Raw genomic sequence first — 12,187 nt, forward strand, 5'->3', positions numbered from 1 at the left:
TTTCTTTTTATAGAGATTTTTTGAGAATGCCTGGACTGGCCAACGCGCCGCACTTTTTGTGATCTCCAGCCATGCATTCCCGCCGCTTCTTTCTGCAGCAATCGCTGCTCGCCGCCAGCTCTGCTGGTTTTTCCCTGAACTCTCTGGCCAAGGCTGCCGAGATCTCCGCCGTTCCTCAGGCCAGCCGCATTCTGGTGGGCTTTGGCGCAGGCGGTGGCATCGATCTGCTGGCACGCGTGCTGGCCGAAAGCATCGCCGCGCAGCTGGGCAAGAGCCACTATGTGGTGGTGGACAACAAGCCCGGAGCCAACGGCCAGATTGCCGCACAGACCCTGCTCAACGCCCCCAGCGACGGCAGCACCTATCTGATCGCACCGCTGATCACACCGGTGCTCTCGCAGATCGTCTACAAAAAGCCCGGCTACGATCCTGCTCGCGACTTCTCTCCAGTGGGCCTGCTCGCGCATTTCCAGTTCGGCCTGGCCGTCCCCGCCAGGCATCCGGCGCGCAATATTCAGGAATATGTGGCCTGGCTCAAGGCCAACCCCGACAAAGCCAATTTCGGCAGCCCCGCCGTGGGCAGCCTGCCGCATTTCTTCGGACTGCTGCTGGGCGAAGCGGCCGGCGTCAACATCGTGCACGTGCCCTACAAGGGTGGCCCGGCCATGATGACCGATCTGATCAGCGGCCAGTTGGCCTCCGCCATCCAGACCACCAGCGAGCTGGCGCCGCTGCACAAGGAAGGCAAGGTGCGCATTCTGGGCACCTTCGGCAGCCAGCGCGGTCGCGAACTGCCCGATGTGCCGACCTTTTCCGAAGCCGGCTACCCCAAGGCCACGGGCAGCGGCTGGTACAGCCTGTGGGCGCGCAAAGGCACTTCGCCCGAAGCCATTGCCACCGTCAACCGCGCCGTCAACCACGCGTTGCTGGACCCCAAGCTTCAGCCCAAATGGGCCGAGCTGTCCCTGCAGCCCGACCCACGCACGCCGCAGGCGCTGGAGCAGTTGCGCGTGGCCGAAGTCGCCAAGTGGCGTCCCGTGATCACCAACTCCGGCTTTGCCATCGAATAAGCGAGGTAAGCGACGCATGACCGCACCGAACATCGTTTTCATCCTCGCCGACGATCTGGGCTGGGCCGACCTGGGCGTCTATGGCGCCACCGATTTCAAGACCCCGCATCTGGACCGCCTCGCCGCCCAGGGCGTACGCTTCAATCAGGCCTATGCCAACTCGGCCGTCTGCTCGGCCACACGCATTGCGCTGATCACCGGGCGCTATCAGTACCGGCTGCAGGCCGGGCTCGAAGAGCCGCTGGCACGCCATGGCGCGCAACTCGGCCTGCCTGCCGATCACCCCACGCTGCCATCGCTGCTCAAGCAAGCCGGCTACGACACGGCATTGATAGGCAAATGGCATCTGGGCAAGCCGCCCGCCTATGGCCCGCAGCGCAGCGGCTACGACTATTTCTTTGGCAACCACAGCGGTGCCATCGACTACTTCACGCACAAGCCCGGCGTGGGCGCGCAGTTCAGCTCCGACCTGTGGCAAGACAGCGAGCCCGTGGAGCGCACGGGCTACTACACCTACATCCTGGGGGATGAGGCCACGCGCTATGTGCATGAGCGCAAGGGTCAGGACAAGCCTTTTTTCCTGTCGCTGCACTTCACTGCGCCGCACTGGCCCTGGGAAGGGCCCGATGACGAGCATGTCGCGCACAGCATCAAGGACCTGTTCCACTACGACGGCGGCAGCCTGAAGAAATACGGCGAGATCGTCGAGGCGCTGGACAAGGCCGTGGGCCAGGTGCTGCAGGCGCTTGATGACACCGGCCAGGCCGACAACACCATCATCATCTTCACCAGCGACAACGGCGGCGAACGCTTTTCCAAGACCTGGCCCTTCACGGGCCAGAAGACCGAGCTGCTGGAGGGCGGCATACGCGTACCTACGCTGCTGCGCTGGAGCGCCCGCATCCGACCCCAGGTCCAGGAGCAGGTCACTGCCAGCTTTGACTGGCTGCCCACGCTGCTGGCCGCTGCCGGAGCCAGGCCACACCCCGACTTCCCCAGCGACGGCCAGAACATCCTGCCCATATTGGAAGGCCATGCGGCCCACACCGAGCGCAGCCTGTTCTGGCGCTACAAATCCCAGGCCCAGCGTGCCGTGCGCCAGGGTCCCTGGAAATACCTCAAGATCAACGACAACGAGTTCTTGTTCAATGTGGAGGAGGACGCCCGCGAGCGCGCCAATCTCAAGGAGCATCAGCCAGAAATCTTTGCCGGACTGCGCAGGCAATGGGAGGAGTGGAACGAGCAACTGCTGCCGATCAGCGCCGAAAGCTACAGCCACGGCCTCTCGCCCGATATTCAGGCCGACCGCTATGTGCCGGCACGGCTGAGCCAGGGCTAGGCAAGTCACTAAGTCCCGCCGCAGCCGCAAGGCAGCAGGCTGCGTTATCCTTCACAACCAGCAAGAACCAATGACCGACGGTCATTGGTTCTTGTGCTTTGACCTGTACGGATTTCGCCCCATGACTGCTGCCCACGCCCTGCCCTGTATCGCCATTGCCGGCCCCACTGCCTCGGGCAAGACTGCGGCAGCGCTGGCATTGGCCGAGCGGCTGGCGCAATGCGGTCAGAAGGCCGAGATCATCAGCGTGGATTCGGCACTGGTCTACAAAGGTATGGACATCGGCACGGCCAAGCCCACGGCGGCAGAGCTGGCCGCCGTCCCGCATCACCTCATCGACATCATTGATCCGCTGCAGGCCTACAGCGCGGCCGAGTTCGTGCGCGATACGCAGACCCTGGTTGCCGAAATCCGCGCCCGCCAGGCCATACCCCTGCTGGTGGGCGGCACCATGCTGTACTTCAAGGCGCTGATGGACGGGCTGGACGATATGCCCGCAGCCAACCCCGAAGTGCGCGCCATGCTGGACGCGCAGGCCGCCGAGCTGGGCTGGCCCGCCATGCATGCAAGACTGGCCGAAGTGGACCCCGTCACGGCCGCACGCCTGGCCCCCGGCGACAGCCAGCGCATCCAGCGCGCACTCGAGGTCTGGCATGTCTCGGGCAAACCTCTTTCAAGCTTTCACACGACCAGGAAAAAGGCGGGCCCTGCCGAACAGATGGGGCTTGCAACGCTTTTCTCTCTGGAGCCTGCAGAGCGAGCCTGGCTGCACCAGCGCATTGCGCTGCGCTTTGATCTGATGCTGGAGCAAGGCTTCCTCGACGAAGTGCGCAGCCTGCGCGCACGCGGCGATCTGCATCTGGACCTGCCCTCGATGCGCTGCGTGGGCTATCGCCAGGCCTGGGAAGTGCTGGACGCGCAGGAGGCCGATCCCGGCAAACCGCTGGACATGGCAGGCCTGCGCGAGCGCGGCATCGCCTCCACACGCCAGCTGGCCAAGCGCCAGATCACCTGGTTGCGCTCCATGCCCCAACGCCATGCCATTGCCTGCGATGCGCCCAGCGCCCAGCAGCAATTGCTGGATGCTGCCATGGCAGCCCTTGACGCAGCACAGCAGGCCGCAGGCTAAGGGCCTTCCGCAGCAGCGCCCCTCGTTAAGATCGCTGCATGGCTGCCACCGACTCACCCCACGCCCATCCGCTGCTGCAGGTCAGCGACCTTGCCAAACGCTATGGCGAGGGCGAGGCCCAGACCACGGTCTTTGCGCAGGTCAGCTGCGAGATCGCCGCCGGCGAATTTGTCGCCATCGTCGGCAACTCCGGCGTGGGCAAGTCCACTTTTCTCAACTGCCTGGCCGGGCTGGACAGCTGGCAACAAGGCCGGGTTCTGCACAGCGGCACGGATCTGTCCACGCTCGATGAAGCCCGGCGCGCCATATGGCGGCGCGCGCATCTGGGCTTTGTGTTCCAGGCCTTTCATGTCCTGCCCCATCTCGATGTGGCGCAGAACATTGCCCTACCGCTGATGCTGCTGGGCCGCATGGATGACCAGGGTCAGCAGCGCGTGCAGCAGGTGCTGCAGGCCGTGGGACTCGAGGGTCTGGGCCAGCGCCTGCCCCAGCAGCTCAGCGGCGGCCAGCTGCAGCGCGTGGCCATAGCACGTGCCCTGGTGCATTCACCGCCTCTGCTGCTGGCCGATGAACCCACGGGCAATCTAGACCCGTCAACCGCTCAGCAGATCATGGATTTGCTGCTAAAGCAAACCCGCGACAACGGCACGGCGCTGGTGCTGGTCACCCATTCCGCAGAAGCGGCCAGGCGCGCCGACCGCGTTCTGCGGCTGACGGCCGCCGGCATGCAGGCCGAGCTCTCGACATCGCAGCAAAGCGCGCTAAGCCTGTGACTTCACGCGCCCCGCTTCTTCTGCTTCTGACCAGCTTCTCCTGGCAGGAGCTACGCCAGCACCCCTGGCGCACGGCCACGGCGCTGATTGCCATCATGCTGGGCGTGGCGCTGGGCTTTGCCGTCCATGTGATCAACCAGTCGGCACTGGACGAATTCTCCAGGGCGGTGCGCAGCGTCAACGGCCAGCCTGATCTGCAGTTGCACGCCATGCAGGGCGGCCTGCCGCTGGCGCTCTATCCCCAGGTGGCTCTGACCCCGGGCGTCGCCAGCGCCGTGCCCTGGGTCGAAACCACGGTGCTGCTGCCCGGCAGCAGCGCAGACCCGCAGACGCGCAGCCCCCAAGGAGCGGCACAAGGCGTGAGCTTGCGTGTGCTCGGCAGCGATGCCCTCAAGCTGACCCCTGTCGCCCCGGCACTGATGCCGCGTTTGTTTGAGGGCGGCGACCGTCTCGATCTGTTTGCTCCCGACGCCGTGTTTCTCAATGCCGCCGCCTTGCAGGCCCTGCAACTGAGTCCTGAACAGGCCGTCAACGCCCCCATGCAATGGCTGCTCAACGGCCAGGCCCAGCAGTTGCGTATTGCGGGCACGGTCGCCGCCAGCGGCGCACCGGTCGCAGTCATGGACATTGCCGCACTGCAGCAGAAGCTCGGCCTGTTTGACCGCATCGACCGGCTGGACCTGTTGCTGACCGACAGCGCCAGTCGCAGCCAGGTGGGCACCGCCCTGCACGCATTGGCGGCCTGGCAAGAGCAGATACTGATCCAGCAGCCCAGCGACGATCAGCAGCGCGTGGGCGAGATGTCGCGCGCCTACCGCGTCAACCTCACGGTGCTGGCGCTGGTGGCCTTGTTCACGGGAGCGTTTCTGGTGTTCTCGGTACTGGCACTCAGCGTGGCTCAGCGCGCGCCGCAGTTTGCGCTGCTGGCCGTACTCGGAGCCACGCCGCGCCAGCGCATGGCACTGGTGCTGCTGGAAGCGCTGGCGCTGGGGATTCTGGGCAGCCTGGCCGGTATTGCGCTCGGTACGGCACTGGCTTGGCTGGCGCTGCAGGTGCTGGGCGGCGATCTGGGCGGCGGATTCTTTGCCGGTGTGCAACCCGCCCTGCACTGGAGTCCGACGGCAGCGCTGATCTTCAGTCTGCTGGGCCTTGCCGCCACGCTGGCCGGCGCCTGGTGGCCTGCACGCGCCGCTATGGATCTGCCACCCGCGGCCACGCTCAAGGGGCTGGGCAGCACGCACGAGAGCGCTCCGCGTCTGTGGCCCGCTGTCACACTGCTCGCCGCCAGCCTGGTACTGGCCTTCATGCCGCCGGTCGCAGGTGTCCCGCTGGCCGCCTATATGGCCGTGGGCCTGCTGTTGCTGGGCGGCATGTCAGCCCTGCCCTGGCTGCTGGGTGCGGTCCTGGCACTGGTACCCAAGGCCTTTTCACGCCAGCCGCTGGCCATGCTGGCGCTGGAGCGCGCGCGGCGCATGCGCCACGCCACCACCGTGGCCTTAGGCGGCGTGGTGGCCAGCCTGAGCCTGGCCGTAGCCCTGACGGTGATGGTCACCAGCTTTCGCGGCAGCATGATGGAGTGGCTGGATGCCGTGTTGCCCGCTCCCCTGTATGTACGCGCCGCAGGCGGCTCCAGCCGTGTCGATGCGGCCCTGCTGCCGGCCGATGCGGCGCAGCGTCTGGAGCAGTTGCCCGGCATAGCGCGTGCCCAGGCCATGCGCAGCAGCCAGCTGGTACTGAGCCCCGAGCGCCCGGCCATCAGTCTGCTGATTCGCCCGCTACGTGGCGAGCAGGCCATGCAGTTGCCCTGGGTCGAGGGCCCCATCCAGGAAGCGCGCCCAGGCATAGCCGTGCACATCAGCGAAGCCGTGGCCCAGCTCTATGGTTTGAAGCCTGGCGACAGCTGGCCGCTGCTTTCCAAGGCTTTCAGCCTTCAAACACTGGACCAGAAAGCGCCAGCAGCTTCCTTTTACATAGCATCCGTGTGGCGCGACTATGTGCGTCAGTTCGGTGCCGTCGCCCTGGACTGGCAGGACTATCTGGCGCTGGTGGGCAAAGCTGGCAATGCGGCGCAGATCAGCGAGATTGCCATCTGGCCGGAGACCCCGGGCCCCGATCTGCAAACGGCGATAGAGCAGGCCCTCGGCACGCCGAGGCAGCCGCCCCCAGCACTGGAATTTGTCAGCAGCCAGGCGCTGCGCGAGCGCTCCTTGCGCATTTTCGATCGCAGCTTTGCGGTCACCTACTGGCTGCAGGCCGTGGCCATAGGCATAGGCCTGTTCGGCATTGCGGCCAGCTTCAGCGCCCAGGTACTGGCCAGACGCAAGGAATTCGGGCTGCTGGCCCATCTGGGCCTGACACGGCGCAATGTCCTGAGCGTGGTTGCCGCCGAGGGTCTGGCCTGGACCATGCTGGGCACCATCGCCGGCACACTGCTGGGCCTGGGCGTGGCGGTGATCCTGGTGCATGTAGTCAATCCGCAGAGCTTTCACTGGACCATGGAGCTTCGCCTGCCTATGCTGCGCCTGCTGGCACTGGGCGCTGCCGTGGTGTTGGCCGGCGTCATCACCGCGTGGCTGGCCGGGCGCCGGGCCGCCAGTGCCGATGCGGTGCTGGCCGTCAAGGAGGACTGGTAGCTATACCTGCACCCCTGTCACCGTTTTTCACACGATTGCGCCATGGCGCAGCGCACAATCAAACCTTAACCGCTGCGAGGAGTTCGTATGCAGATTCAGCCCTATCTCTTTTTCGATGGCCGCTGCGAAGAGGCTCTGGATTTCTACCAGGCCGCTCTGGGGGCAGAGATCACCATGCTGATGCGCTACAAGGATGCTCCGCCGCAGCCAGAGTCATCGAGCCAGCAAGGCTGTGGCCCGGGACAGATGGATCCCGAAAAAATCATGCACGCCAATATCCAGATTGGCGAGACGCAGATCATGGCATCCGACGGCATGAACAGCGGCAAGCCGGACTTCAAAGGCTTTTCACTGTCCATCACCGCGCCCAGCGAGAATGAGGCCGATCGTATCTTTGCTGCCATCGGCGAGGGCGGCCAGGTACAGATGGCGCTGGACACCACGTTTTTTGCGCGCCGTTTTGGCATGGTGACCGACCGCTTCGGGGTCAGCTGGATGGTGATCCTTCCCCTGGTCGATATAGGCTGAGGCCGCGCAAGGCAGAACCTCGGAGGCATGGCCTTGCGTTGAACGGCTGGGCGACAATGGGCCATGCCTTACCAGCCCACGACCTCCCAGTTCCCGCAACCATCGCCTCGAGCCCTGTCACGCAGGCAGGCGCTGGCTGCAGCCGGTCTGTGCTGGGCGAGCCTGGGCCTGCCTCTGCCAGCCTCGGCTTTGCCACCTAAGACGCTTCAGTTTCCGCGCGACTTCGGCAGCCACCCGGATCTCCAGACCGAGTGGTGGTACATCACCGGCCAGTTGCAGGCCGGCGGCAGGCCCTGGGGCTTTCAGCTGACCTTCTTTCGCTCGCGCATCGAAGCTGCCCAAAGTCTGCAATCGACACTCGCAGCCAAGCAGTTGATCTTCGCCCATGCGGCCCTGTGCGATGTCGAGGGCCGCAAGCTACGCCACGACCAGCGCATGGCGCGCGCAGGCCTTGGTCTGGCCGGGGCTAGCGAAAGCGATAGCGATGTGCATATCAACGACTGGCATCTCCAGCGTCACCCCGTGCAAGGCCAAAGCGCCGCGCAGGCCAGCCGTTACCGTGCCTTGCTGAGAGCCAATGACTTCACGCTGGATCTTGAATTTGATACCACGCAGCCCCTGCTGCTGCAGGGCCGGGATGGTCTTTCACGCAAAGGCCCACGTGAGGAACAGGCCAGCTATTACTACAGCCAGCCCCAGCTCAAGGTCGACGGCTCCATCACCGTGGCCGGTCAGTCGCTGCCTGTGCAAGCCAGCGCGCACAATCGCGCCTGGCTCGACCATGAATGCAGCGCGGCCATCATGGACAAAGAAGCCCAGGGCTGGGACTGGATAGGCATGAATCTCGATGACGGCTGCGCCCTCACAGCCTTTCATCTGCGCCGACGCGATAGCTCGGTGCTCTGGGCCGGTGGCTCATTTCGCGCACCAAACCAGAGCGCGCAAATCTTTGGCGCCGATCAGGTACGATTCGAGCCGCTGCGCCACTGGAGCAGCCCGCACAGCAAGGCCAGCTATCCCGTGGCTTGGAGCGTACAGACACCGGCGGGCCGTTTCGAGGTTCAGGCCCTGGTGGACGACCAGGAACTGGACAGCCGCGCCAGCACCGGCGCCATTTACTGGGAAGGCCTGTGCGAGCTGCGCCGCATAGGCGCCGATGGCACAAGCCGTCGCGTGGGCCAGGGTTACCTGGAGATGACAGGCTATGCAAACGCGCTACGGCTTTAGGGCCTGGGACTTGCACACCAGAGCACCGAGCTGATCAAGCAGCAGCTGCAGATGCCGCTCGCACAAGTTCTCACCCAGCAAATCGACCTGCAGCAGGCTCTGCCAGGTCGCCGCATGATCCACGCGGAAGCCGGACAGGGCCGAAATCAGATAGTGGACATCGACAGCGGTCGGCTGCTCCCTGAACAGGCCCTGCGCCACGCCGCGCTGCAGGATGCGCTCGATAGGCTCCAGCGCCGCCTTGCGCAGCAGCTCGGTCTTGGAGATCTGGCCCAGCATCTCTCCGCTCTGGAAATTCTCCTGCAGCACCAGACGCGTGAACTCCCGGTTCTGCTCGTGATACTCGAAGCTCTTGCGTGCCAGCGCATGCAGCGCCTGCAAGGGCTCCAGCGCATCCAGATTGAGAAGATCCTCGGACTCGCGGATATCCGAGTAGCTCTGTTCTATAACCGCGAGATACACATCCTTCTTGTTACCGAAGTAGTAATACAGCATGCGCTTGGCGCAGCCCGCCCTGGCGGCAATGCGCTCCAGCCGCGCCCCGTCATAGCCGTAGTTGGCAAACTCGGTCTTGCCCGCGTCCAGCAGGGCCTGGCGCATATCGGCCGAGGCCTCGTCTGCCGAAGGCTGCTGGCTCAGTGAATTTTCAGGACCTTGCTGCTCGCTCACGACCACATCTCCATTGACTCAAGCGCGCCAGCGTACATGAAAAAGGCCCTCCACACTTCCCACTGCGTGCGGTCACAGCCCCTCGGAGAGGAGGCACTTTTCATCTTGGGGCTGCACGGCAATGAAAAAAAGCCATGGCTCTGACGAGCCATGGCTGTTCGGTTCAATGCCTGCGTCGCTTATTTACCGATATCGGGCAATGCGTAGGCAATCACATAGTCACCGCGGTCGGGCGATTGGCGGGCACCACCGGCCGAGATCACCACATACTGCTTGCCGGTTCTGGGCGATTTGTAGGTCATGGGGCCGCCCTGGCTGCCCACAGGCAGACGGCTCTTCCAGATTTCCCGGCCAGTGGCGCTATCCCAGGCGCGCAGATAGTAATCCTGCGTGCCGGCAAAGAACACCAGGCCGCCTTGCGTCGCCAGCGTACCACCCAGCGTGGGCAAGCCCACCGGCATGGGCATGCGCATCTTGATGCCCATCGGACCCTGATCCTGCACCGTGCCCACAGGCACCTGCCAGACCACTTGCTGGGTCTTCATGTCGATGGCGGTCAGGGTGCCGAACGGAGGTTTCTGGCAAGGGATACCCAGCGGCGACATGAAGCGGTCCTTGATCACCGCATAGGGAGTGCCACCCAGCGGCACCTGGCCCATGCCGGTGTTGGGCGCCTCGCCGCCGTCGGACAGCTTGTCCTTTTTCTGCTGGGGCATCATCTGCACCCACAGGCCTAGACGCATGTCGTTCACAAAGATCAGGTTGTTGCTGGGATCCGCAGACAGACCGCCCCAGTTCATGCCGCCCAGCGAGCCCGGAAAGCTCAGCGACACATCGGTGCCTGGCGCGGTGAACAGGCCTTCATAGCGCATGGACTTGAACTTGATGCGGCAGATCAGCTGATCCACCGGCGTCGCGCCCCACATATCGGCTTCGGTCAGGGTCTTGGTGCCAATCTGCGGCATACCCACGGAAAGAGGCTGGGTCGGGGCATATTTTTCACCGGGAATATGACCGGGCTTGACGGCAATGTCTTCCACCTTGGTCAACGGCTTGCCGCTGTGGCGGTCCAGCACAAAGATCTGACCGGCCTTGGTGCCGACCACCAGCGCGGGGGTGCTTGTGCCGTCCTGCAGGGGAAAGTCGATCAGCGTGGGCGCCATGGGAATGTCGAAATCCCACAGATCGTTGTGCACGGTCTGGTACACCCATTTTTCCTTGCCCGTGGCGGCATCCAGCGCGAGGATGGAGGCGCCATACTTCAGGTCCACCGCAGAGCGCGTGGCGCCATACAGGTCCACCGAAGGCGAGCCCATAGGCAGGTAGACGGTGTTGGAGCCGGAATCGTATGTCGTGCCTGCCCAGACATTGGCCGAGGAACGGGTGTAGGTCTGGCCAGGCTTGAGCACTTCATTGGGCGTGGCCGAGCCGGAGTCGAACGCCCAGCGCTGAGCACCGCTCACCACATCGAAGCCGCGGATCACGCCACCAGGCATGTCCACCTGCACGTTGTCAGCCACGCGACCGCCGACCACCACCGTGGTGCCGGCCACCGTGGGGGCCGATGTCAGGGTGTAGAACGCGGGATTGGAAACAGTGCCGACGCCCTGCTTGAGGTCGACCACGCCGTGATCGCCGAACTCGTCGCACAGCTCGCCGTTGTCTGCATTAATGGCAAACAGGCGTGCGTCGATGGTGTTCATGAGAATGCGACGCTTGCAGGCTGCGCCGGCAGGCAGGCTCACCGCCTGCACAGGGGTCGATCCCGGCACGCTGGGTTGGGCCAGTGGGGCATCCGCATCGAAGTAGGCCAGGCCGCGGCAACGCTCCCACACACCGCCCACATGGGAGTTGGTGTCATGGCGCCACAGCTGCTTGCCGGTATCGGCGTCGAGCGCAATCACATTGTTGCTGGGCGTGCAAACAAACACCTTGTCGCCCACCTGCAGCGGTGTGGTCTGGTCTTCAGCGCCGGCGCCTGTGGACTTGGGTACGTCGCCGGTGTGGAAAGTCCAGGCCACTTGCAACCGGTTCACGTTGTCCGCGTTGATCTGATCCAGCGCGGCAAAGCGATCATTGTTACTGCTGTTGCCGTAATGGCTCCAGTCCTTTTGCTCACTGGCCGCATCCACGGGCTTGCGGGCCACGGCGGACTGGGTCTGCACCTCGGGGTGGATCTGGAACATGGACACAAAGGCTGCCATGCCAGCCAGCAGCAGGACCGCTGCGCCAGCAAACGGCGCTTTGCTGGTCGAGGCCTTGCCCGGCACTCCGGCCTTGCGCAGCAAGGGCATGCTGACCAGCACCGCCACGGTGGCAAAAGTCAAGGCCAGCAGCCGCGAAATCAGGCTCCAGTAATCTAGGCCGACTTCAGCCAGCGCCCACAGCACGGTGGCGGCAAAAGTGGCCAGATAGAACCATGCTCCACTCACTCGGCGGCGAATCAGTTGCAGGCCGGACAGCAGCAGTCCCAGGCCAGCGAGCAAGAAGTACCAGCTGCCGCCCAGGCTGATGAGCTTGCCACCGCCTATCAAGAAGAACAGGCCGGCAAGCGCCAGCGCCGCCCCCAGAACCCAGAGCCAGATGCGCGCAGCCAAGGGCTGCGCCTGCTCCTGATGTGTCATATCGAACCTCGAACTGTATGAGCCCGCGCGCGCACCGGCCTCCGGTCGCAGCTAGGCATTTTCTTGAATGAGAAAAAAAGTCCATTGTTATGAGAAATAAAGTCCATCGCTTGCAAACGTGTACCAGAAATTTCAGAAATCTCTGAAATTTCCATTTTCACTTGGAACTGAGGGCAACAAAAAAGGCCGCAGATG

Annotated in this window: 9 protein-coding genes; 7 read left to right on the forward strand and 2 right to left on the reverse strand. The window is 64.1% G+C overall.

What is annotated here, in order from left to right; all coding sequences use genetic code 11:
* Positions 1-71: 71 nt before the first annotated feature.
* The 7 genes from F3J24_RS10195 (at position 72) to F3J24_RS10225 (ending at position 8,699) form a co-directional block, all read left to right on the forward strand.
* A complete protein-coding gene (locus F3J24_RS10195) occupies positions 72-1,070 on the forward strand; it encodes a tripartite tricarboxylate transporter substrate-binding protein (RefSeq protein WP_167005542.1) in 999 nt (332 codons plus the stop codon).
* Between the two features lie 16 nt (positions 1,071-1,086).
* Complete coding sequence (locus F3J24_RS10200; RefSeq protein ID WP_167005545.1) at positions 1,087-2,409, forward strand: sulfatase; 1,323 nt, start codon at positions 1,087-1,089, stop codon at positions 2,407-2,409.
* A gap of 121 nt (positions 2,410-2,530) precedes the next feature.
* Positions 2,531-3,538: a tRNA (adenosine(37)-N6)-dimethylallyltransferase MiaA gene (gene miaA, locus F3J24_RS10205; protein ID WP_167005548.1), complete on the forward strand. Its 1,008-nt coding sequence runs from the start codon at positions 2,531-2,533 to the stop codon at positions 3,536-3,538.
* 38 nt (positions 3,539-3,576) lie between these two features.
* Positions 3,577-4,311, forward strand: a complete 735-nt coding sequence (locus tag F3J24_RS10210; protein ID WP_167005551.1) for an ABC transporter ATP-binding protein — start codon at positions 3,577-3,579, stop codon at positions 4,309-4,311.
* The gene (locus F3J24_RS10215) at positions 4,308-6,944 is read left to right on the forward strand and encodes an ABC transporter permease (protein WP_167005554.1); all 2,637 of its coding nucleotides are present in this window, start codon (positions 4,308-4,310) and stop codon (positions 6,942-6,944) included. The genes F3J24_RS10210 and F3J24_RS10215 overlap by 4 nt, the downstream gene beginning before the upstream one ends.
* Before the next feature lie 87 nt (positions 6,945-7,031).
* Positions 7,032-7,472 (forward strand): VOC family protein, encoded by a 441-nt coding sequence (locus F3J24_RS10220; RefSeq protein WP_167005556.1) that lies wholly within the window; start codon positions 7,032-7,034, stop codon positions 7,470-7,472.
* A 63-nt stretch (positions 7,473-7,535) separates the two neighbouring features.
* The gene (locus tag F3J24_RS10225; RefSeq protein WP_167005559.1) at positions 7,536-8,699 is read left to right on the forward strand and encodes a lipocalin-like domain-containing protein; all 1,164 of its coding nucleotides are present in this window, start codon (positions 7,536-7,538) and stop codon (positions 8,697-8,699) included.
* Here F3J24_RS10225 and F3J24_RS10230 read toward each other — a convergent pair.
* Both F3J24_RS10230 and F3J24_RS10235 read right to left on the reverse strand, forming a co-directional pair.
* Positions 8,688-9,368: a TetR family transcriptional regulator gene (locus F3J24_RS10230; RefSeq protein ID WP_167005562.1), complete on the reverse strand. Its 681-nt coding sequence runs from the start codon at positions 9,366-9,368 to the stop codon at positions 8,688-8,690. The genes F3J24_RS10225 and F3J24_RS10230 overlap by 12 nt on opposite strands.
* A 179-nt stretch (positions 9,369-9,547) precedes the next feature.
* Positions 9,548-11,992, reverse strand: coding sequence for a membrane-bound PQQ-dependent dehydrogenase, glucose/quinate/shikimate family (locus F3J24_RS10235; protein WP_167005565.1), 2,445 nt, complete (start codon positions 11,990-11,992; stop codon positions 9,548-9,550).
* Between the last annotated feature and the right edge of the window lie 195 nt (positions 11,993-12,187).

The sequence above is a fragment of the Comamonas sp. Tr-654 genome, assembly GCF_011752915.1.
Lineage (GTDB): Bacteria > Pseudomonadota > Gammaproteobacteria > Burkholderiales > Burkholderiaceae_C > Comamonas.

What these genes read in the sequence shown, in the direction of transcription:
- F3J24_RS10235 (WP_167005565.1), bottom strand. Translation starts at nt 11,992, where the DNA reads ATGACACATCAGGAGCAGGCGCAGCCCTTGGCTGCGCGCATCTGGCTC.
- F3J24_RS10200 (WP_167005545.1), top strand. Translation starts at nt 1,087, where the DNA reads ATGACCGCACCGAACATCGTTTTCATCCTCGCCGACGATCTGGGCTGG.
- miaA (WP_167005548.1), top strand. Translation starts at nt 2,531, where the DNA reads ATGACTGCTGCCCACGCCCTGCCCTGTATCGCCATTGCCGGCCCCACT.
- F3J24_RS10220 (WP_167005556.1), top strand. Translation starts at nt 7,032, where the DNA reads ATGCAGATTCAGCCCTATCTCTTTTTCGATGGCCGCTGCGAAGAGGCT.
- F3J24_RS10225 (WP_167005559.1), top strand. Translation starts at nt 7,536, where the DNA reads ATGCCTTACCAGCCCACGACCTCCCAGTTCCCGCAACCATCGCCTCGA.
- F3J24_RS10195 (WP_167005542.1), top strand. Translation starts at nt 72, where the DNA reads ATGCATTCCCGCCGCTTCTTTCTGCAGCAATCGCTGCTCGCCGCCAGC.
- F3J24_RS10210 (WP_167005551.1), top strand. Translation starts at nt 3,577, where the DNA reads ATGGCTGCCACCGACTCACCCCACGCCCATCCGCTGCTGCAGGTCAGC.